Source organism: Snodgrassella sp. ESL0323 (assembly GCF_013346865.1).
GTDB classification, from domain to species: Bacteria; Pseudomonadota; Gammaproteobacteria; order Burkholderiales; family Neisseriaceae; genus Snodgrassella; species Snodgrassella alvi.
Genome location: NZ_JAAEDT010000016.1, coordinates 1 through 21,099 on the forward strand (window position 1 = coordinate 1; position 21,099 = coordinate 21,099).

Annotated in this window: 33 protein-coding genes; 2 read left to right on the forward strand and 31 right to left on the reverse strand. The window is 34.2% G+C overall.

All coding sequences use genetic code 11. From position 1 onward, the window contains the following. Nucleotides 1-103 precede the first annotated feature (103 nt). The 7 genes from GY065_RS06445 to GY065_RS06470 form a co-directional block, all read right to left on the reverse strand. The gene (locus tag GY065_RS06445) at nucleotides 104-499 is read right to left on the reverse strand and encodes an RHS repeat domain-containing protein (protein ID WP_202984046.1); all 396 of its coding nucleotides are present in this window, start codon (nucleotides 497-499) and stop codon (nucleotides 104-106) included. 166 nt (nucleotides 500-665) lie between these two features. After that, entirely contained in the window at nucleotides 666-830 is a 165-nt protein-coding gene (locus GY065_RS06450; RefSeq protein WP_174833514.1) for a hypothetical protein, read from the reverse strand. Nucleotides 831-1,039: 209 nt separating this feature from the next. Then, nucleotides 1,040-1,603, reverse strand: a complete 564-nt coding sequence (locus GY065_RS06455) for a hypothetical protein (RefSeq protein ID WP_174833515.1) — start codon at nucleotides 1,601-1,603, stop codon at nucleotides 1,040-1,042. Between the two features lie 524 nt (nucleotides 1,604-2,127). Further along, on the reverse strand, nucleotides 2,128-2,253 hold the full coding sequence (locus GY065_RS13370) for a hypothetical protein (protein ID WP_256433027.1): 126 nt from the start codon (nucleotides 2,251-2,253) through the stop codon (nucleotides 2,128-2,130). Between the two features lie 582 nt (nucleotides 2,254-2,835). Further along, on the reverse strand, nucleotides 2,836-3,600 hold the full coding sequence (locus GY065_RS06460) for a hypothetical protein (RefSeq protein ID WP_174833516.1): 765 nt from the start codon (nucleotides 3,598-3,600) through the stop codon (nucleotides 2,836-2,838). Nucleotides 3,601-4,080: 480 nt separating this feature from the next. Further along, nucleotides 4,081-4,782 (reverse strand): hypothetical protein, encoded by a 702-nt coding sequence (locus GY065_RS06465; RefSeq protein ID WP_174833517.1) that lies wholly within the window; start codon nucleotides 4,780-4,782, stop codon nucleotides 4,081-4,083. Nucleotides 4,783-4,820: 38 nt separating this feature from the next. Continuing rightward, nucleotides 4,821-6,131 (reverse strand): RHS repeat domain-containing protein, encoded by a 1,311-nt coding sequence (locus tag GY065_RS06470; RefSeq protein WP_174833518.1) that lies wholly within the window; start codon nucleotides 6,129-6,131, stop codon nucleotides 4,821-4,823. 27 nt (nucleotides 6,132-6,158) lie between these two features. Between GY065_RS06470 and GY065_RS13375 the strand changes: the two genes are divergently transcribed. Beyond that, complete coding sequence (locus GY065_RS13375) at nucleotides 6,159-6,290, forward strand: hypothetical protein (RefSeq protein ID WP_256433028.1); 132 nt, start codon at nucleotides 6,159-6,161, stop codon at nucleotides 6,288-6,290. 125 nt (nucleotides 6,291-6,415) lie between these two features. Here GY065_RS13375 and GY065_RS06475 read toward each other — a convergent pair whose 3' ends face one another. The 12 genes from GY065_RS06475 to GY065_RS06520 all read right to left on the reverse strand — a co-directional run bounded on the left by GY065_RS06475 (nucleotide 6,416) and on the right by GY065_RS06520 (nucleotide 12,693). Further along, complete coding sequence (locus GY065_RS06475; protein WP_174833519.1) at nucleotides 6,416-6,667, reverse strand: hypothetical protein; 252 nt, start codon at nucleotides 6,665-6,667, stop codon at nucleotides 6,416-6,418. Between the two features lie 2 nt (nucleotides 6,668-6,669). Continuing rightward, the gene (locus GY065_RS06480; RefSeq protein ID WP_174833520.1) at nucleotides 6,670-6,999 is read right to left on the reverse strand and encodes a hypothetical protein; all 330 of its coding nucleotides are present in this window, start codon (nucleotides 6,997-6,999) and stop codon (nucleotides 6,670-6,672) included. Nucleotides 7,000-7,687: 688 nt separating this feature from the next. Further along, entirely contained in the window at nucleotides 7,688-7,927 is a 240-nt protein-coding gene (locus tag GY065_RS06485) for a hypothetical protein (protein WP_174833521.1), read from the reverse strand. A gap of 64 nt (nucleotides 7,928-7,991) precedes the next feature. Next, entirely contained in the window at nucleotides 7,992-8,477 is a 486-nt protein-coding gene (locus GY065_RS06490; protein WP_174833522.1) for a CPCC family cysteine-rich protein, read from the reverse strand. Between the two features lie 29 nt (nucleotides 8,478-8,506). Continuing rightward, the gene (locus tag GY065_RS06495) at nucleotides 8,507-8,683 is read right to left on the reverse strand and encodes a hypothetical protein (protein WP_174833523.1); all 177 of its coding nucleotides are present in this window, start codon (nucleotides 8,681-8,683) and stop codon (nucleotides 8,507-8,509) included. A gap of 6 nt (nucleotides 8,684-8,689) precedes the next feature. Beyond that, complete coding sequence (locus GY065_RS12985; protein WP_202984047.1) at nucleotides 8,690-8,845, reverse strand: hypothetical protein; 156 nt, start codon at nucleotides 8,843-8,845, stop codon at nucleotides 8,690-8,692. Nucleotides 8,846-9,107: 262 nt separating this feature from the next. Continuing rightward, nucleotides 9,108-9,587, reverse strand: a complete 480-nt coding sequence (locus tag GY065_RS06505) for a pentapeptide repeat-containing protein (protein ID WP_174833524.1) — start codon at nucleotides 9,585-9,587, stop codon at nucleotides 9,108-9,110. After that, a complete protein-coding gene (locus GY065_RS12990) occupies nucleotides 9,587-9,934 on the reverse strand; it encodes a hypothetical protein (protein ID WP_202984048.1) in 348 nt (115 codons plus the stop codon). Before GY065_RS12990 ends, GY065_RS06505 begins: the two co-directional genes overlap by 1 nt. Next, complete coding sequence (locus GY065_RS12995; RefSeq protein ID WP_202984049.1) at nucleotides 9,934-10,149, reverse strand: RHS repeat-associated core domain-containing protein; 216 nt, start codon at nucleotides 10,147-10,149, stop codon at nucleotides 9,934-9,936. The genes GY065_RS12990 and GY065_RS12995 overlap by 1 nt, the downstream gene beginning before the upstream one ends. Before the next feature lie 49 nt (nucleotides 10,150-10,198). Then, complete coding sequence (locus GY065_RS13380; RefSeq protein WP_256433029.1) at nucleotides 10,199-10,333, reverse strand: hypothetical protein; 135 nt, start codon at nucleotides 10,331-10,333, stop codon at nucleotides 10,199-10,201. 694 nt (nucleotides 10,334-11,027) lie between these two features. Next, on the reverse strand, nucleotides 11,028-11,498 hold the full coding sequence (locus GY065_RS06515; protein ID WP_174833525.1) for a hypothetical protein: 471 nt from the start codon (nucleotides 11,496-11,498) through the stop codon (nucleotides 11,028-11,030). 988 nt (nucleotides 11,499-12,486) lie between these two features. Then, a complete protein-coding gene (locus tag GY065_RS06520) occupies nucleotides 12,487-12,693 on the reverse strand; it encodes a hypothetical protein (RefSeq protein WP_174833526.1) in 207 nt (68 codons plus the stop codon). On the opposite strand from GY065_RS06520, the gene GY065_RS06525 reads away from it, so the two are divergent. Continuing rightward, nucleotides 12,670-13,035, forward strand: coding sequence for a hypothetical protein (locus GY065_RS06525; RefSeq protein WP_174833527.1), 366 nt, complete (start codon nucleotides 12,670-12,672; stop codon nucleotides 13,033-13,035). The genes GY065_RS06520 and GY065_RS06525 overlap by 24 nt on opposite strands. A 244-nt stretch (nucleotides 13,036-13,279) precedes the next feature. On the opposite strand, the gene GY065_RS06530 is transcribed toward GY065_RS06525, so the two are convergent. From GY065_RS06530 to GY065_RS06585, 12 genes are all read right to left on the reverse strand, one after another. Further along, nucleotides 13,280-13,732 carry a hypothetical protein gene (locus GY065_RS06530; protein ID WP_174833528.1) on the reverse strand — a complete coding sequence of 151 codons (453 nt, stop codon included), beginning with the start codon at nucleotides 13,730-13,732 and terminating at the stop codon, nucleotides 13,280-13,282. An 82-nt stretch (nucleotides 13,733-13,814) separates the two neighbouring features. After that, on the reverse strand, nucleotides 13,815-14,039 hold the full coding sequence (locus GY065_RS06535; protein WP_174833529.1) for a hypothetical protein: 225 nt from the start codon (nucleotides 14,037-14,039) through the stop codon (nucleotides 13,815-13,817). Nucleotides 14,040-14,120: 81 nt separating this feature from the next. After that, on the reverse strand, nucleotides 14,121-14,528 hold the full coding sequence (locus tag GY065_RS06540) for an RHS repeat-associated core domain-containing protein (RefSeq protein ID WP_202984050.1): 408 nt from the start codon (nucleotides 14,526-14,528) through the stop codon (nucleotides 14,121-14,123). Continuing rightward, the gene (locus tag GY065_RS13000; protein ID WP_202984051.1) at nucleotides 14,479-14,688 is read right to left on the reverse strand and encodes a hypothetical protein; all 210 of its coding nucleotides are present in this window, start codon (nucleotides 14,686-14,688) and stop codon (nucleotides 14,479-14,481) included. Before GY065_RS13000 ends, GY065_RS06540 begins: the two co-directional genes overlap by 50 nt. A gap of 148 nt (nucleotides 14,689-14,836) precedes the next feature. Beyond that, the gene (locus GY065_RS06545) at nucleotides 14,837-15,262 is read right to left on the reverse strand and encodes a hypothetical protein (protein WP_110413764.1); all 426 of its coding nucleotides are present in this window, start codon (nucleotides 15,260-15,262) and stop codon (nucleotides 14,837-14,839) included. Between the two features lie 121 nt (nucleotides 15,263-15,383). Then, a complete protein-coding gene (locus tag GY065_RS06550; RefSeq protein ID WP_174833530.1) occupies nucleotides 15,384-15,800 on the reverse strand; it encodes a hypothetical protein in 417 nt (138 codons plus the stop codon). Between the two features lie 94 nt (nucleotides 15,801-15,894). Further along, nucleotides 15,895-16,149, reverse strand: coding sequence for an RHS repeat-associated core domain-containing protein (locus GY065_RS06555; RefSeq protein WP_174833537.1), 255 nt, complete (start codon nucleotides 16,147-16,149; stop codon nucleotides 15,895-15,897). Further along, on the reverse strand, nucleotides 16,097-16,285 hold the full coding sequence (locus GY065_RS06560; protein WP_174833531.1) for a hypothetical protein: 189 nt from the start codon (nucleotides 16,283-16,285) through the stop codon (nucleotides 16,097-16,099). The genes GY065_RS06555 and GY065_RS06560 overlap by 53 nt, the downstream gene beginning before the upstream one ends. A 332-nt stretch (nucleotides 16,286-16,617) precedes the next feature. Further along, a complete protein-coding gene (locus tag GY065_RS06565; protein WP_174833532.1) occupies nucleotides 16,618-18,447 on the reverse strand; it encodes a hypothetical protein in 1,830 nt (609 codons plus the stop codon). 46 nt (nucleotides 18,448-18,493) lie between these two features. Beyond that, on the reverse strand, nucleotides 18,494-19,117 hold the full coding sequence (locus GY065_RS06570; protein WP_174833533.1) for a hypothetical protein: 624 nt from the start codon (nucleotides 19,115-19,117) through the stop codon (nucleotides 18,494-18,496). A 15-nt stretch (nucleotides 19,118-19,132) separates the two neighbouring features. Next, nucleotides 19,133-19,714 carry an RHS repeat-associated core domain-containing protein gene (locus tag GY065_RS06575; RefSeq protein WP_256433031.1) on the reverse strand — a complete coding sequence of 194 codons (582 nt, stop codon included), beginning with the start codon at nucleotides 19,712-19,714 and terminating at the stop codon, nucleotides 19,133-19,135. 12 nt (nucleotides 19,715-19,726) lie between these two features. Beyond that, on the reverse strand, nucleotides 19,727-21,099 hold a 1,373-nt coding region (locus GY065_RS06585; protein ID WP_174833535.1), incomplete at its 5' end, for an RHS domain-containing protein.

Below are 21,099 nucleotides of genomic sequence, written 5' to 3' on the forward strand. Positions count from 1 at the left end.
ATTAGCAAGCTTAAAAAAAGCAGGACTTTTGCCAGACGGCATTTTTGAATGAAAAGTTAAATTGTAATTACAATAAGAAGCATAAGAAATGCTGTTGGTAACATCAAAAACACAGTGTACACGATGCACTCGGCCGGTGTTTTTCAATCCGCCGGCTGAGCGCATCGTAGACGTAGCCGTAGCGTTCACTATGGTTCAGCTTTTCAATACGCACTTCGGTCAGGCAGTCGCCAGCATCATACTGAAACCGGTACTGTTCGCCGTTTTCGTTGGTCAGGGCGGTGAGGTGTCCGTAGGCGTCGTAGCTGAAGCCATTGATGCGGGTATGCACCAGTCCGCGCTGGTCACGGCGGTAGCGGGTGGTGAGGCCGGCCGGATCGGTATAGCTTTGCAGCTGGCCGGCAGCGTTGTACTGGTAGTGGTTTATTTTATTAAAAAAATCAATTGATTTTGGAGAATTAACACTCGTGTAGTGACAGTAGCCACGGGTATTATTCAAGAAATCGAAATCTATGTGACCACTTGCTTTATTATCTTTTTTTATGAATATTTCATTTTTTAAACATTTGATATTTGAAACGCATAAAAAATTTGCCTTTAAATAATTATGCAAATCAATTTCAAATAACTTTCTTAAATCGGCTGTCACCGATATTTTTTACTCTTTAAAAACTTAATATATGGAAAAATGCATCATGCACTGTATCTCGTGGGTCTATGTCATTTGTTTTCTTTTTATTTACAGTAACAACTCCAAATTCCTTTATAGTTCTCAATGGAATAATTGTTTTTCCTTCAATACCACTAGCAGTATTTGATGAGCTATTCATATCAAAGATACCGGCTTTAGCTCGATTTTTAGTTAGTTCGCTATTGCCATGTCTAGCTTCAAATACGTGATAATTTCCATATTTATCAACAGGTACAAATATGCTTTTACTCTACTCAAATAAACTAAGGTGAGAGTGAGCCCACCTCTGCAGTAAATCAAAAAGCTATAATGGATTATTGGAGAAACTATACGTTTTTATATAGTCGATTATCCAAAGAAAAAATACATAAAATTATCTACAAACAATTTAGAAGAAAGATTTTTGTTTAATTCCTCTTCAATTCTTAATAAATATTCAGGTTTGTGATTAAAATCATCATCAACTACATCACCGCAAAATTCAATCTCTTCCACCTCAATAAGTTTTGAATAAATATTCAAAAAATCACTTAATGAGTCAGTTAATTTATACATCTTCATCTGTACACTACCATAAACAGGAGATTTAATGTCAGATGAATCACAAAACAACACATCACCATCACGGTCAGCAAATATGATATAACTATCTTTCCATTCTGGATCATTATCCCAGCTTGAAAGGATATTTTTTAATTTAGTTCTTTCAATAAACCGAAGAAATAAATCGTTCCCCAAAATTGGCTTATCTTCAAGTATTATATAGTCATAATAATATAAAATCTCTCCGGTTAATGGAAGGTCAATTTTCTCAGCTTTCAATTTCGTAATAGAATACTTCATTACCCCAGAACTTGTATTACTATTTTGAAATGTTTCTGCAAATTTACGCAGACGATTATCAATAAACATACATTTTCACCTTCAGCATTTATTATGTTGTCTTAAAGTAGCGCCTCGATCTATCAAACGTCCATTGTTTGAATTTCTTGTAATTCCTTTATGCCCCCGTGGTTCACGAACATGTTCATTAAAACCACTAGGATGACGATCATTTTGTAAGAAAACAATATTTCTTGGATATCCCCTTACATTTTGCTCTTAGAGAGCCATTTCCCTCAACAGAATTTATATAATGTTCAGTATAACCTGCCTTAGACATAACTGTGGTAAGTTGACTATTTGGTGTATTCAAAATTAGCACTCTTTCTTTAGCTGCCCAAGCTCAAGTTCCTTCTCCTCCATTTTGCAATAATGCTTTTTCTTGTGTCCAAACCCTATTTATTGCGGTACTCCGAGATCCAGATTGAGCACTTAACGAATCACGAGGCTTATATGTTATTAAATCATCCGCAGTTAACCCCAATGGATCAATCCACATCAGCGCATTCGGCGCATACTAATACAGATTAAAGCCACCGGCTAACCCAATCGGATCAGGCTAGGCAAATGTGTTGTTCCTGATTACCGCTTCTGTCTATTCGTGCCAGCGGTTCATAGCTGCCTTCATCGGTATACAGATACAGGCTCTGCCGTTTGTCTGCACTGCTTTCCTGAATCATCTGCATCCTGTCCCACAGGAAGGTGGTGCGGTTGCATGGCTTGCCGTCACGGTCCAGCGGGTGATTTTCGATGCGCCGGCCTAGAGCATCGTAGACGTAGCGTTTGATGCGGATGAATTAGGTTATAGAGGATTAAAGATGACTTTTTAGTAGACTAAACAGCAATTAAATAATAAAACTGGAAAAATATTAATTTTTTCTTAGTTTTTCCATTTAAAAATAATACGTAATAGCAAAGCAATTTATATTTATTTTAATTCCTTATCACGAATGCAAAAAATTTTTATTGATTTACAATCTATAACCAGCAATTTATTAAAATTCAAATACTCATTCTGATGCTCAAAAAGATATCTGATACTCTTTTTTCGTTCGAAGTATATTATTTAATCATCCTTTAGTTCGATATTCATCAGGTAACTTATAAGTCCAATCTTGTGTAAACTGATTACCACATCGCAATTCTAGTTCTATACATAATCTTTTATTTTTATAGCTTAAATCAACTTAGTGCAACTAATTCAATAAGTAAATTAGTAAGTCGATTTTTTAATATTTGATAAAAAATGATTATATAGATAATTACTCTAAAATTACATTACAATAATATTCTATTTCCATCAGAAGATCACTTGATGATGATTGATAATAGACTGTTGGAACAGTATTATCGATTGCTTTGAATGACAAATCACTATCTTTCCAGATAACATTAATCTTCCTATCTTCTGAGCAAAGATCTTCCATAAGTTTTGATACATCTTGTATACAACTTCCCATATAACCAAACTTACCAAAGAAAGCATGACCCAGCTCACAAAAAAAAGCATAGTAATCCTGAATGTATTTTCCTTCAATGACAACGGTATCTTTCTCTAAAGTCCGTGGAATCCCATTTTTTAAATAACTGGCTGAAATATATATTAATTTCAAACTTCCTTTCATATCAAGCCATACTCTTTCCTCAAGATTATCTGCTTCTTTAAGGAAAGATAATGCTCCTACTTTATACATTTCTGAATACATTTCTGAATATGTTTCTGAATATGTTTCTGAAGAAAGAGATAAACAGACATATAATGCATCAGGTGATTTTATTATTTTTTTCACTGTAAATTTACAATAAAACCTCCCAGCAAATTGATTACTTTTAATGGAGTAAGTTTCCTCGTTCATTATTAAATGAACATTTTGTTCAGAAATTCCTGTAAATGCAAACCAATAATTATTGTTTGTCCCTAAAAAACTATAGCATTCAATCAAATCACTACAAGAAAAAATCAATTGTTCTGAACTGTCTCTAATCTCATATTTAGTTCTCATTGCTTCATCCTGTAAAATATTCAAAATATAACCTGTAATTATTCAATGATAACAGCAAATATTCTTTCATATTGGTTAATATTAAAGCTCACTTAGGCTTTACCGTTAGGAAATTTTTTGTATGTATCCTTAATTTATTATCTCCAACTATAACTTCCCATTCTACTGCACTTTTCCATCTTGCCGGCCCTTGCTTACCTATCCCTGGTAAACAATTTAACGACAAGTTGCTATCAGACAGAGAAGTTTAATTTCTCTGAAGATAATCCAGTTACACATATACCATACTGTTTATTAGCAATAAAATTTTTTACTTGATGTTGATAACAGAAGATGACGCCACCAAACAGTAGTGCACTGCGCTGACTGCAATTAAGCAGACCGAAAAGCATTCATAAACTGACTATATTTATGGTTAATAATCGGGATTGAAAGCAGCTGATTCAATAAATAAACCAGTAAGCCGACTTTTTAATATTTAGTGAAAGAATGGTTAATAGATAATTACTCTAAAATTACATTACAATGCTCTTTTAATTCCACTACGATATCACTAGATATTGACTGATAGCCTTCTGGAACGGTATTTTCAATCGCTTTAAATGATAAATCACTATCTTTCCAGATAATATTAATTGTTCTATCTTTTCGCGCAACATCGATCAAAAGATCTGAGACCCCGGGTAGATTCCATCCCATATACCCAAAATTTCCAAGGAAAGCATGACCAAGCTCACAAAAAAAAGCATAGTAATCCTGAATATATTTTCCCTCAATGACGACAGTATCTTTATCTGAAGTTCGAGGGAAACCATTTTTTAAATAACTGGCTGAAAGATATATTAATTTCAAATTTCCTTTCATATCAAGCCATACTCTTTCCTCAAGTTCACTTGCTGTTTTAAGTAAAGCTAATGCCCCTCTTTTATACATTCCTCCAGAAAAATATAAACCAGCATATAATACATCATGTGATTTTATTATTTTTTGCACTGTAAATTCACCATAAAATCTATCAGCAAATTGATCATTTTTAATGGAGTATTTTTCCTCATCTATTATTAAATTAACATTTTGTTCAGACATCCCTATAAATGCGTACCAATAATAACCACTTGTTCCCAAAAAATCATAACATTCAATAAAATCATTACAAGAAAAAATCAATTGCTCAGAACTGTCTCTAACTTCATATTTATTTTTCATCGCGTCAGCCTGTAAAATAACCGAAATACAATATGTAATTAGTCCAAAATAACATCAAATATTCGATCATAGTGGTTATCAGTAAAACCTACTTGAGTTTTACCGTTAGGCAATTGTTTAGTTAGTATCCTATACTTACCATTGCCAGGTATAACTTCCCATTCTAATGCACCTTTCCAGTTTGGCGCTCCTTTTCCTTTAAAAATCTTTTGATTACCATGATCATCAAGACGTGGAATACCTCTACCATTAAAAATATCATTCAATCCTTTATCCAATGCAGCAAAATCTTTGTCTTTAAGTTCACCATATGGGGAATTCTTTTTGGGGAGGTTTTTAATTCTTCCTTTTATACAACTCCAGCCCCACGGATCAATCCAAGTAAGCGCATTGGGTACATACTGATACAGATTAAAGCCACCCAGCAATCCAATCGGGTCCGGCTGGGTAAAGTGGTCTGTATCTGGATCGTAATACCTGAAAGTATTGTAGTGCAGTCCGGTTTCTCTGTCTAAATACTGTCCTTGATAACGCAGGTTCTGTTGTATCTCTGTATGAGCAATCTCCTGTATCGGTTTGCCCCAAAGCTGGTATGAGCATTCCCACACAATTTCACCGGCTTCATCCGTCAGCTCCTCCGGCATGCCGTTCAGGTCGGTATGGAAGTAGTAGATGTGTTGTTCCTGATTACCGTTTCTGTCTATTCGCGCCAGCGGTTCATAGCTGCCTTCATCGGTATACAGATACAGGCTCTGCCGTTTGTCTGCGCTGCTTTCCTGAATCATCTGCATCCTGTCCCACAGGAAGGTGGTGCGGTTGCATGGCTTGCCTTCTCGGTCTAGCCGGTGTTTTTCAATCCGCCGGCCGAGGGCATCATAGACGTAACCGTAGCGTTCAGTATGGTTCAGCTGTTCGATACGCACTTCGGTCAGGCGGTGTTCGGCATCGTAATGGTAATACTGGGTACCGCTGGCGGTTTGTTTGCTGCGGGTACGTCCGTGTTCGTCGTAGCTGTATTTCAGTCCGCGGAAGCTGAGCAGCTGATTAAAGCGGATCAGGTTTTGATTGCTTTCTTCTTCGCCGCGTCTTCTATCCAGCAGGTTGGCCGCAGCATCGTATTGCAGGGTTTCCCAGTAGGATTCGTTGCGGCAGCTTTCGATGCGTCCGGTTACGTCGTAGCGGTAATCACTTTGTCCCTGTCGGTTGTGTTTTTTGCTTACCAGCCGATCTAGATTGTCGTAGCTGTAGCTGCGGTCCAGTATGATATCCGGCAGGATACCTGCTCCCGGACGTTTGGTCTGTTTACCGGTCAGACGGCTGGTGCGGTCGTATTGAAAACTGGTATTCATTTTGCCCTGGCTGCGCAGGGTTTCCCGGTGCAGCAGGTCTCGCTCAATGTCGCTGATAATCTGACCGTCCAGGTTAATCTGGTGCAGATGGCCGGAACCATAATACAGTTTGTTGATGGCAGGGTGGTGGCGATGCAGTTGCCCAGTTTGTCATACTGATGCTGCAGAACACCCTGTGCAGTGGTTTCGCTCAGCAGGTTGCCCATTATGAAGTTTTATGTTTTTCTATATTCATTTTGGCAAATTTAGTCAGAACGGTTGGAGGAAACTTTCCGGCTATTTTTTTAACTTAGAGAACTTAAATATTTATAAATTTGCTCACGAGTAACCTCAGGAAGGATTACAGCATCTTCATCCCTAAAAAAACCATATTCTTCAAGCTCAGATTTAGCGTCCTGAGTAAATCTTACTATGTCATAAAAATTAAATATCATCTTAACTCCATTTAAGTTGATATTAAAGTTCAACGCACACCCCTTTGATTTACACTCCATTTCTAATAAATCATCATAATATTCAGGAAATATAATAGTCATATTTAATATACCTTTATTTTTGCTAGTTCATTAACATAATCAATCAATGGCATTGACTGAGCCGGAACAATTTTGAAATGTTTTAAATCATTCCCTCTCTGAATTATTTTTAGTTTATCACTAACTGTACTCATATCTATTTTATGAGGCTCAAAGCCTTTATTTGTTTCATCCGTCAGCTTCTCCGGCATGCCGTTCAGGTCGGTATTGAAGTAGTAGATTTGTTGTTCTTGATTACCGGTCCGGTCTATCCGCGTTAGTGGTTCATAGCTATACTGGCCGGTGTATAGATACAGACTCTGCAGTTTGTTTGAGCCACTTTCCTCAATCATTCTTAACCTGTGCCATATAAAGTGAGTACAGTTATAGGGTTGTACTGGGTACAACTGGCATTTTATTTACTGCGGATGCGGAGATGTTTGGTATAGGTATATTGAAATCCGCGGATATTGTGCAGCCAGTTAAAATGCATCAGGTTCTGATTACTATTTTCTTCATACCATTTTCGATCCAACAGGTTAACTGACAGCTTATAATTAAGCACGCTCCAGTATGCTTTATTGAACCAGTTCTCAATGTGGCCTGGACATCATATAGCTATTATATACATCTAGTTATTATATAATTATAATAATAAAAAACTAAGGCTCATATAAATAATATAAATCTTCTGTTAAATAAAAGACTTTTTTATTATTACTAGTAGTGATTGGTGTAATTAGAAACCCTCTCATATAATCTGTATCTATTGATTTTTTAATAAAATCAATAAGTTCAAATTTTGAAACTTTAAACATTTCTCCTTTCAATATAGCTTTTTTCCTTTATAAATAACTTGTTTATGAACTATATAATATTTTTCATGCTTGAAAAGAGAAATTAATTCAGAAAATGAATCTGTACATAATAATAAGATTGTATTTAACATATTAAGAAAAATATCATCTTTTTCAAAAGAAGATATACTTTCTTTATTATTTAAATATTTAAATGAAAAAGAATTTTTCATATTCTAATTAGTTATATCGTAAAAAATATGACCATCAGTTTCATTATTATACCATCTAATGTGTGGAGTATTACCATACCATCCTCTTGACTCATATGCTGTTCATATCCTTTAGGATATATAGCTACCCCATCAGACCTTCTACTTTGTGCATGTGCTTTATAACGATTCATATTTTCATGAACTTCGTTTAAAAAGGCTTTAGCATCAGTACTCGATTGAACTTTTACTTGAAATTTTTTATTACCCAATAATGCTTGCTTTGCATTTTTTTCTGATTTTAGTACTAGTAATCATACTAATTATATAAATATACTATTTTCTTACATAGATATCTTGAAATTGCTTTATTTTTTCTTTACACGAAGAAGTATTTTTATAAGTACTTAAATAAGCTTTATTTAATCTACTATATCCATGTTCATCCAGTGTATCTGTTTGCCAATAACAAACTGGGCATATTTCAAAAATAGATTCATCAAAATTTTCGTATACGATGTATCTACATGAGACACAAGAAATACCAGTAATTTCACTATCTGGATGATCAATTATTTTTATATCATTACCGGTAATTTCTTTAATTTTACTTTCTAAATATTTGTTTCTAATTAAAGGAGAGATTTGATAGGAATACAAAATTTCTTTATTAAATATTTGCTTCTTAGACAACTCTGTAGATTCTTCATCGATTAATCCATCTTCATATAATGTAATTGTTCTATCGTTTAAATTTAAAGTAAATAAAGAGTTATAATTTAAATAATTTACTACTTCACTATGAAGAAATTCTATACACATTATTTTTCTCGCGCTGAGTTAATTGCATCTTAAAATGGATCTATACTTCGCTTATCGTCTATATAATAAGTTCGAATCTCTCTTTGTTTTATATGATCTACAAAAATTTCACCACTACTTTTATCATATTTAATTACATAATTACCAACTTTTGTTTCCTGCATTGTCGAAGTTAAAAGTTTACCTGCAAATTCTTTAGCTTTCATTAGATATTAATTTTGAGTAATATTGCCAAACTCGTATCCATGCTTCTCAAAATGTGTTTGTAATCCTTTTTTACCTGTTGATAATTTTTTTGAATTAAAACCTTTCCAATTTATAGAATTGGCAAGACCACAACTCCACACCCATGGATCAATCCAAGTCAATCCATTCGGCGCATACTGATAAAGATTGAGTCCGCCGGCTAATCCAATCGGGTTAGACTGTGAAAAGCGATCTGTATCGGAATTTAGTGATTATTTAAATTCATCAAAACCTTAATTACTAAATTTATTAGTTCTTTTGTCTTGAGTTGAACTTTAGAGAATTTACTATAACTCTTGAATTTAAATTAAAGGAAATCTATTTATTATTTAGCTTTTGGTAATCTATATAAATTACTAATTTTTAAATGAATATTAATTTATTTTATACTAAAATAGCTCCTTTATTTTCTGGTAGGAAAAATTTTGGCCATATAGTATATTTATCATAAACTGCATTTATAAAACTAGTTTCTTCTATTCTTGTTGCTTGTAAATTTACACCTTTTAAATTAGTACAATTAAAATTTGCGCCAAATAAATCAGCACCAAATAAATTAGCATTTTTCAAATCTGCATTTAATAAAAATGCACCCATTAATTTACTTCTAGTCATATTTACATTAACTAGTGAACAATTCATTAAATTGCAATTCATCATAGATGCATCAGTAAAATTTGAGTAATTTAAATTACAATATGCAAAGTTTACATTACGTAAATCTGTATAATTAAAATTTACATTTTGCAAAGAATATTCTTCAAATATAGCTGTATGAAGTTTTAAGTTACTAAGATCAGAACCATCAAGTATAGTTAGATTAAACTCTTTAGATTCACCAGATTCAAATTTAATTTTGATCATTAATAATTTCCCCAATCGACAGTATCAATTAATATTTCAGACATAGGTTTAACCCTTGAACGATCAGATTCTGAAAGTGTTCCGGATGTTGCAGAAAGTTTTTTACCTAGTACCTTTCCAGCTATATAATGATGATTTCCGTCTATTATTATATTCCCATCAATTTTAATAGGTGGGGGTGTATAACCATTAATCAATTTATCTACATAACGTTGAATTGCAGGAAGTGAAACAGAAGCTTGTTTTGTCATCATCTTATCGTCTTTTAAAGATTTTTTAATAATATCTGGAGTTACATCTGCCCCTCTTTTTACTGTACATGCCAATCCCCATGGATCCACCCACATCAGTGCATCCGGTGCATATTGATAAAGATTAAATCCGCGGCTAATCCAATCAAGTCTGGCTGAGTAAAGCGGCCTGTATCCGGATCATAGTATCTGAAAGTATTGTAGTGCAGTCTGGTTTCTCTATCTGAATACTGCCAGGATAACTCAGGTTCTGTTGTATCTGTATATGAGCAATCTCCTGTACCGGTTTGCCCCATAACTGATATGAGCATTCCCAGACGATTTCACCGGCTTCATCCGTCAGCTCCTCCGGCATGCCGTTCAGGTCGGTATGGAAGTAGTAGATTGTTGTTCCTGATTACCGGTCCGGTCTATCCGTGCCAGCGGTTCATAGCTGCCTTCATCAGTATACAGATACAGGCTCTGCCGTTTGTCTGCGCTGCTTTCCTGAATCATCTGCAGCCCGTCCCACAGGAAGGTGGTGCGGTTGCATGGCTTACCGTCACGGTTTAGCCGGTGTTTTTCGATGGGCTGGCCAAGCGCGTAGACGTAGCGTTTAATGTGGATAATTAGATTAAAAAGGTTTAAAGATAACTTGTTTAGGAGAATGAACAGGAACTAAATAATAAAAAAACTGGAAAATATTAATTTCTTTCCTAGTTTATTCAATATAATTTATTTTTATATTTTTCTCTATAATAATTCTCAGTATGCTCTATGACTTCAATTAAACCATCAATATTAGTAGAAAATTTTACTGTATCATTATCCAAAGAATATTCATACCTTATTTCATTTTCTTCTGGATAATTTGGTATCTTATATTAGGTTACTTTAATATCAAATTCTTTATATAATTTATTATATAAAATTTTACATTACGCCCAATTTCAATATTGCCCAAAGATTTATAGCTTTTAATATCTGCACTAAAATCTATCATGTCCTTAATCTCCGTTCATAGTGTGATATAGAATAGACTATTAGTAAATTTTGAAGATATAACTTATTGGAGCCCGATAACCGACTTAATTTAGCTATAAATCATTTATTTGATTTACGTGTTGGCAACCAATAATCAAAATTACCAACATAGATCTCATTTAAGAGTAATTTCAGCAGAATATCTTTTAAATAATCAGCTATTTCATCACCAAGAATCAAAATTACCAACATAGATCTCATTTAGGATTAAATTCAGCGGAATATCTTTTAAATAATCAGCTATTTCATCATATGGTGATGGGAGTGTAATAATCATACCATAATCTTGATCTATAACAAGTGCACCAAACTTTATCCACTGTTTATTAGTTAAATTAATCAATTTTCCCATTGTAATGCCTGCATATAATTTATTTTTATATTTTCCTCTATAGTTTTCATTGCACCCTACTACAATAATTTGACCATCAATATCCGTAGAAAATCTTACCGTATCATTATTTAAAGAATATTCATACCTTATTTCGTCTTTTTCTACACTCTTTGATACCACATACTGGGTTTCTTTAACATCAAAGTTTTTATATAATTCATCGATATAAAATTCTACATTACGCCCAATTTCAATATTGCCAATAGACTTATAACTTATAATATCTGCATTAAAATCTATCATGTTTTATTCTCCATTCATTAGTATTCCATCAATATAGACAGGTTCGTTATGAATTCTATCATATTTTTCAAATCTTTCATGACCGATTCTACCTATAACTTCTTTTTTTCCATTACCCCTCACTTTATAAATTTTCCAGTAATCATGACCATGTATATTAATCTGATTTTTCTCTATCAATAGTATTAAATTTTCTCTGCTAAATTTTTTACTGCTTTTATAATTATTAGTTAAAAATTATTTTTTAAAAGTTTTTTGTAATTTTTCCTTAGATATTTTTAAATCTTTAGCAATTATTTTAATATAAAATTTATTACTTTGGATGATATAGTGAAAATATTCTCCCAAGTCATATTTTTCTCAATCAGGAAAAAAGAATATCGTTCTTTTTTAAGTTTTTCTAACCATGAAGAATTATGAACAATCCAATAGCATGCACGATAATTATCTTCTTCACGGTTAATATAGTAATATAAATTTTTGTTTCGTTCAAAACGCATTGCCCAAACATAAGAGAATTTAAATATACCAGTATAAACTGAGTATTTAGCCGGAGAGCTCCATATTTTAAAAAAAGCATTTAATGAATCACCTTGGGATTTAATAACAATATCATCATTTGGAGCTTGCCAGTATGGAAACTCAATAGCATAAGCAAAGTCTTTTTTTTATCATAATATTTAGTATTTATTTATACTTAGGAAGAGTAGATGTATTTGATTAGGTAAATGATTGTTCTTAATTCTACTAGTAAAATCTTTCAAGCTATTAATATCAGTTTCAACAATAACTTTTATATATTTAATTTTTGCATTACGTGCAATAAATAGATGACTATTACCATCTCTTACTACTAATTGACCTTTCACATTAATGACTTTAATTGCTGGTATTATCTTCAAAATTCACTTTTCCTTTACGAATATTCGGTATGGAAGTAGTAGATGTGTTGTTCTTGATTACCGTTTCTGTCTATCCGCGCCAGCGGTTAATAGCTGCCTTCATCGGTATACAGATACAGGCTCTGCCGTTTGTCTACGCTGCTTTCCTGAATCATCTGCATCCTGTCCCACAGGAAGGTGGTGCGGTTGCATGGTTTGCCGTCACGGTCTAGCCGGTGTTTTTCAATCCGCCGGCCGAGGGCATCGTAGACGTAGCCGTAGCGTTCAGTATGGTTCAGCTGTTCGATACGCACTTCGGTCAGGCGGTATTCAGCATCGTAATGGTAATACTGGGTACAGCTGGCGGTCTGTTTGCTGCGGGTACGTCCATGTTCGTCGTAGCTGTATTTCAGTCCTCGGGAACTGAGCAGCTGATTAAAACGGATCAGGTTCTGATTGCTTTCTTCTTCACCGCATCTTCTGTCCAGCAGGTTGGCCGCAGCATCGTATTGCAGGGTTTCCCAGTATGCTTCGTTGCGGCAGCTTTCGATGCGTCCGGTTACGTCGTAGCGGTAATCGCTCTGTCCCTGTCAGTTGTTGTTTTTTGCCTGCCAGCCGGTCCAGATTATCGTAGCTATAGCTGCGACCCAGTATGATATCCGGCAGGATACCCGCTCCAGGTCGTTTGGTCTGTTTGCCGGTCAGGCGGTCGCCAGCGCCTTACTGAAACCGGTACTGTATATGTCAACGGATTTTTTACATACACATAAGGATTTAACACATCTTTTAGCTTAATCGGGTCCGACTAAGTAAAGTGATCTGTATCAAATATGTATTATATAGTGCCATACATTTATATATTTCAATAAATATTTAAAAAATATATATTTTATAATGTAATTACACTTCAATTCCATTTATTGAAACAATATTAATATTAATAGGATTTTTTAAATCTACGATTATTTTATAATTAGCACTAGATTCTACTTCAAGAAACTTATCTGGTAATTCAATTGCATTTATAAAAGGATTAGATTCTTCAAAATATATTACCCAATTTAGCTTTTCATCAGATGAAATATATGCGATAAAACCTTCGGATCCGTGGCTACATTCTCCTAATAAGCATGTTCCTCCCATTTGTATTTTAATTTTCTGAAAAATATCTATAGTAGTTATGCAATCAGGGTTTTTATTTAAAAAATCAACAAGATTAAATGATTCCCCTTTTTTTATAAATACATGGGGATAAAATTCTGCCAAAAATGAAAAAGATTCTCCATTTGCAAAATAAATACCATCTTTAGTTGGTAATTTTTCTTTATTCCATAACTCGTTTATTTTTGACATTTAATAATCCTAACATTCTTTAGGTCCTTTTTTTAAAGGTCTTGTTTTTAATCCTGTTTTAGGTACTACGCCGCCTGCTTTTTTATTTTTTTTTATCTTTAAATCTATCCTGAAATTTTTGACTCCATGTTCTACCAGTTGAAGAATTGGGGTGAGGGGAGTTTGGGTCTACTATATTTACTTTTACTTTCTCTAAACCAGCTTCTAAAGCAGCATCCAAGCGTCTATTATCATATGATACGAGTCGTCCATCAATAATTATTACATTTAGTGGAGATCTATTCCAATCAAACTGACCATTTCTCATAATTTCTGCATAATTATTTCTAGAAATTGTTCGTTGAGAAAAATTAATATCTTTAGGATCAACCCACTTTTGGGTTAATCCTCACGGATCAATCCACATCAGCGCATTAGGTGCATACTGATAAAGATTGAGTCCGCTATCTAAACCAATCGGATCCGACTGGGTAAAGCGGCCTATATCCGGATCATAATACCTGAAAGTATTGTAGTGAAGTCCGGTTTCTCTGTCTAAATACTGTCCCTGATATCTCAGGTTCTGCTGTATCTCTGTATGGGCAATCTCCTGTATCGGTTTACCCCATAGCGAGTATAAGCATTCCCAGACGATTTCACCGGCTTCATTCGTCAGCTCCTCCGGCATGCCATTTAGGTCGGTATGGAAGTAGTAGATGTATTGTTTCTGATTACCGTTTCTGTCTATTCGCGCTAGCAGTTCATAGCTAGCTGTCTTCACCAGTATACAGATACAGGCTCTGCCGTTTGTCTGCACTGCTTTCCTGCATCATCTGCAGCCCGTCCCACAGGAAGGTGGTGCGGTTGCATGGTTTGCCGTCCCGGTCCAGCCGGTGTTTTTCGATGCGCCGGCCGAGGGCATCGTAGACGTAGCCATAGCCATAGCGTTCAGTATGGTTCAGCTGTTCGATACGCATTTCGGTCAGGTGGTGTTCGGCATCGTAACAAAATTATTATTATTTATCAGTTTACTGGATTATACTTACTATATGCTATATGAACATTTTTAAGATTTATATATAACTGCAAAAATTGTATATAGATTATGTGAACTAAAATAATTTATCAATCTTCTTCTTTAGCAAATCTGATCGCTTCTCTCAATTTCCTTTTAATTATCCTATTCTTCATATTTTTTCGTAGAAATTTTTTATTTTTTAATAATTTATCTAATTCTTTTTCACCCAGTATTTCCTTTATATCAGAAAACATAACATCAAGATCGTCAACTGGATCTCTAATAGCACGAGAAAGATTTATAGATAAATACCTAGATTTTAAAATATATAATGCCTCCTCTTTATTGATTTTTAATAATAACTCAAATGCTGGCAACTGTATTATTCTTGACAATATTAAATGACTTAATAAAGAAGTGGCTTTTGAAACGTCGGCATGTTCAACAAAGTACTGTTTTTCCTGATCGTTTGTTATTACTTTAATTAAATTATTGTAAGCAGTAATACATTCTTGAATAGTATCAGTCAACATCTTGCTTTTTCCTTTTTAATAATATTATTTTCAAAAATATAAACTTTAATTTTGTTTATCCTACTATATCTTTATTATTAATTCAGATTATATTAATCTAAGATATTTTCATTTGAATTTATTAATCTTCGTTGAGAGCAAATTTAATTGCTTCTTTCACTTTTTTATTTCTTTTATTTACAGGTAGAAATTTTTTAGATTTTAATATTTTATTCAGCTCATTCTCTCCCAGAATATTTTTAATATCAGTAAACATCATTTTAAGATCACACACTCTATTATCAGAATAATTTGCCAGATCCTGCCACAAATAAAATTTTTTGATAAAAGTTAGTGCTGCATCTTTATCTATTTTTAATAATAACTCAAAGGTGGCTGGTGCTACTATTCTGATGTATCTAAATAAATCTTCAATTAATAGTGTAGCTTCAGAAACATTAGCATTATCTATAAAATATTGTTTGTCTTTGTCATTATTGAGCTCTTCCCATAACCTTTTTTCTGCATCACAATATTTCTGCAAAGCTTCGATTAACATTTTTTCACCCTTCCTTTTTTTATTATAACTTTTACTGGAACATTATCTTTAATTTTCCAGTCCATTACACGACCTTTTGTTTTTCCTTTACGTTCTACTTTGCCAATCCCCAAGGATCAACCCACATCAGCGCATTGGGCGCATACTGATACAGATTAAAGCCACCCAGTAACCCAATCGGATCAGGCTGAGTAAAGCGGCCTATATCCGGATCGTAGTACCTGAAAGTATTGTAGTGCAATCCGGTTTCTCTGTCTAAATACTGTCCCTGATACCTCAGGTTCTGTTGTATCTCTCTATGAGCAATCTCCTGTATTGGTTTGCCCCACAGCTGGTATGAGCATATAATTTATTTTATTATCAATTTTCCATTTTTCTTCCCTAACATATGCTATTAGTTTATTTTCATCTAAAGGTTCACCAAGAATCTTTAAGAAAGAAGCAGAGCAGCAATATCCAATTATTGATAATTCTATATCACTCAAATAATCAAAAACCTTTTCGGGTATGATTTCATAATCCAAATCAGATAAATTATTTCTTAAATATATAAATATAAATTTTATCTCTATCTCATTTGGAATACGCTAACTGTAGTACCACTTTATCTTTGTGTTCCAGAATAACTTGGACTCTCCACATCACTAGAGTTATGCATATATTTAAAATCATGATTCTGTGGATTGAAATCTTTGGTCATTATACTTTATGAATATTATTAAAAGTGTCGTTCAAAGAACTTCAATATAGTTACCGTTACTATCTTTTTCATTGTTCTATAACACGATGTTAGATAATTAGAAACAGCTCAATGAATTTATAGTTTAACTGAATATATATCATTAAAATTATTTATATAACTAATTAATATGTTTTTTAGTAAGTTTTCAGTAAGTTTTTCAGATAGATTTTTAATACACTGAATTACTGAGTATTTATATTTTTCTACCCTCTCTGCAGAATGATCTTTAGCAATTAATTGTAAAAATTCTTCTAAATTACCTAAAAAATCTTTGCTTATAATTATAAGTTTGTTATTAATCCAGCAAACACAAATCTTTTGTAAACTATTTTCATGATCTTCAAAATAACAAATATTTTGTATCTTATTTATATTTAAATATAATTTCCCTCCAAGAGAGATTTTCTCTGGTAACATTTTGATGTTTGTTGATTCAATATTTAAATTACCTTTAATAGATAAATTTTCTGGTAATATTTCAACTTCTGTATTACTTATGTTCAAATAACCACCAACAGATAAATTTTTAGGTAATTTTTTTAATTTCGAAAATGCCAAATCTAAACTACCTGCAACAGAAAAATGTTCAGGTAAAACTTCTATTTCCGTTTCTCTTAAATATAGATCTCCACAAACTTTGAAATTCTGGGATAATGCTTTTAGTTTTGTTGATTCCCCGTTCAGATGACCAACAACAAATAAGTTATCGGGCAATGTTTTAATCTGACTATATCTTAAATCTAAATTCCCGCCAACAAACAAGTTTTTTGGTAATATCTTAATTTTTGTGTATTGTAAATTTAGGCTCCCGCCTACTGAAAAATTTTCAGGTATATTTTTAATCTTACTGTTTTTTAAATTCAAATCCCCCTTAATTATTAGGTTATCAGGCAATGTTTCAATTTGACTATTACTTAAATCTAATGTGCCATCAACACATAAATTTTCAGGTAATTTTTTAATTTTTTTTGATTTTAATTTCAAATTACCTTTAACATGTAAATTATCAGGTAATATCTCAATTTCTGTATTGTGCAAATCTAAGCTTCCACCAATTGAGAAATTTTCAGGTAATGTTTTGATTTTTGAAGCTTCCAGATATAAACTTCTTTTGACACATAAATTTTCTGGAAGTATTTGGATCTCTGTATTTGCCAGACTTAAAAATTCACCAACAAATAAATTTTCCGGTAATGTGTTAACTTTAGAGGAACTTAAGTCTAAATAACCTTTAACAAAAAAATTTTCTGGTAATTTTTCTATATTGGTAAAATTAAGACTTAAACTACCATTTAAAGATAAATTTTCGGGTATAGTTACGATATCAGTATGGTCTAAGCATAAGTAGCCATTAACCGATAAATCTTCTGGTAAAGATTTAATTTTTGAATATTCAAGATATAAGCCACCATTAACAAACAAATTTTTAGGTAATATCTCAATTTTAGTATGCGTTAAATTTAGATTACCATTAACAAATAAATTGTCAGGTAATTTTTTGATTTTGGTATACGCTAGATTTAAATCTCCATTGATAAATAAAAAATTACTTAAATCTTCAATTTTAGTGTTTCTTAAATTTAGACTTCCACCGACAGACAAGTTTTCGGGTAAGACCTGAATTTTTGTATATGCTAAATTTAAATCACCTTCAATTAATAATTGATTAGGTAGTTTTTTAATTCCTATAGATTCTAAATTTAAATTTCCTCCTACAAATAGATTTTCCGGCAATGTACTTATATTGCTGTATCTTAAATCCAGATTACCACTGACAGATAAATTTTCAGGAAGAGCTTTGAGTTCTGTGTTAGATAAGTTTAAATCTACCGTAACATAAATATTTTCATTTTCTATACGATATTGTATGTTTTTTTTGTTTAGAAATTTTAACAAATCGATCACAGCATAACCTCATAAAAGATAATAACAAATTTTGATTAAAATTTAATTATTTCAATGAATAACGTTGTACTTCATAACCATTAGGATATTTGGAAATTATTCTATTTAATTCGCCATTGTTGTATTCAAGATAGGTTTTATAAAATGTAATTTCAGTTTCGTCATGTCCTTTACATTGTACATCTATTTCTACTAAAGTATTATTAAAATAGTTATATTTCCAGATGCTATATCCATATTTAGCATAACTAATTAATTGATTTTCATATCCATTTTTGTTCATTAATAAAGAAATATTGGCAACATCAATAGCACCAATGGTACTAATAAAATAAATTGATTCAATATCATTTTTACAATAAAAGTAATATTCTCTATCAATAATACGTTCAGTTTTCCCATATATTTCAGTTAACAGTATTTTATCGTTACCATCAAAATAATAGACACGAGTATTATTAATTAATTTAGGAAGTTTTTTTAATTCTCTCCCTTTTTTAAAACCTCCTATCTGGTAATCAAAAGGCCAAACATTATAGCTTGGTCCTTTAGATATTTTTTTATATGCATATTTAGACATCACATTTTGATAATAATCATTTTCTATTTCTTTAGGAGAGAGAACGATTTGGTCATATTTTTTCTTTAAAAGTTTTAATTGATTATTCATGTGCGGCTCACTTTATTAAAATTTAAATTTACCTTCTGATATTTCTTTACCAATATTTTGTAATTCCTTTTTAAAGTCTGTAGCATTATCTATATTTATAAGTCGATCATATGTATTTTGTTTGTATTCGTTTGTATGAATTTTAGAATGAGCAGGTGCTTTTACTTTTGAAGAAGTTGGTAAGTAAGCACCATTTATACCCTCATTAATCCCAATTTTAAATGAATCCATTTTTTCCCTAAGTTTCACCATTCTCCAATCTTTTGAATTGGACATAACAATATGATGCGCTGAATTTTTATATTTAGATTCTGGTATGCCTAAATTTTGCATATTTTTGCGTAATTCTGCGGCATCTGAACTGCAACTTAATCCCCACGGATCAATCCACATAAACGCATTGGGCGCATACTGATAAAGATTGAGTCCGCCGGCTAATCCAATCGGATCCGGCATAGTAAAGCGGCCTATATCCGGATCGTAGTACCTGAAAGTATTGTAGTGCAGTCCGGTTTCTCTGTCTAAATACAGTCCTTGATACCTCAGGTTCTGTTGTATCTCTCTATGGGCAATCTCCTGTATCGGTTTGCCCCACAGCTGGTATGAGCATTACCACACAATTTCACCGGCTTCATCCGTCAGCTCCTCTGGCAAGCCGTTCAGGTCGGTATGGAAGTAGTAGATGTGTTGTTTCTGATTACCGTTTCTGTCTATCCGCGCCAGCGGTTCATAGCTGCCTTCATCGGTATACAGATACAGGCTCTGCCGTTTGTCTGCACTGCTTTCCTGAATCATCTGCAGTCCGTCCCACAGGAAGGTGGTGCGGTTGCATGGCTTGCCGTCACGGTCCAGCCGGTGTTTTTCAATCCGCCGGCCAAGGGCATCGTAGACGTAGCCGTAGCGTTCAGTATGGTTCAGCTGTTCGATACGCACTTCGGTCAGGCGGTGTTCGGTATCGTAATGGTAATACTGGGTACCGCTGGCGGTCTGTTTGCTGCGGGTACGTCCGTGTTCGTCGTAGCTGTATTTCAGTCCGCGGAAGCTGAGCAGCTGATTAAAGCGGATCAGGTTTTGATTGCTTTCTTCTTCGCCACGTCTTCTATCCAGCAGGTTGGTCGCAGCATCGTATTGCAAGGTTTCCCAGTACGCTTCGTTGCGGCAGCTTTCGATGCGGTCGGTCACGTCGTAGCGGTAATCACTTTGTCCCTGCCGGTTGTGTTTTTTGCTTACCAGCCGGTCCAGATTGTCGTAGCTGTAGTTGCGGTCCAGTATGGTATCCGGCAGGATGCCTGCTCCCGGACGTTTGGTCTGTTTACCGGTTAGGCGGCTGGTGCGGTCGTATTGAAAACTGGTATTCATTCTGCCCTGGCTGCGCAGGGTTTCCCGGTGCAGCAGGTCGCGCTCGATGCCGCTGATAATCTGGCCGTCCAGGTTAATCTGGTGCAGATGGCCGGAACCATAATACAGTTTGTTGATGGTCCGTCCGTCCGGCAGAGTGATGGCGATGCGGTTGCCCAGTTTGTCATACTGATGCTGCAGGACACCTTGTGCAGTGGTTTCGCTCAGCAGGTTGCCCATTATGTCGTAGCTGAAGCTGATCAGTTTCGGTTCGGCTTCCGGCGGTAAACCGGCAGCTTTAAAGCCGACTTTGAGCAGGTTGTCGACTTTGTCATACTGGTAGGCGGTGGTGCCGTCGGGGGTGTATTTGCCAATTAAGCGACCAATGGCATCGCGTTTGAAACGGTGTTCGATCTGATGCGGGCTGCCAGCAGCAAAGCGTACGCTGCTGACGTTGTCAAGCAGGTCGTAGCTCAGCTGCTGTCTGCGCCCGTCCAGATCGGTCTGTTCGGTCAGGCGGTCGCCGGCATCATACTGAAACCGGTACTGTTCGCCGTTTTCGTTGGTCAGGGCGGTGAGGCGGCCGTAGGCATCGTAGCTGAAGCCGAGCTGACGGCCAGCAGCATCGATGCGGGTATGTACCA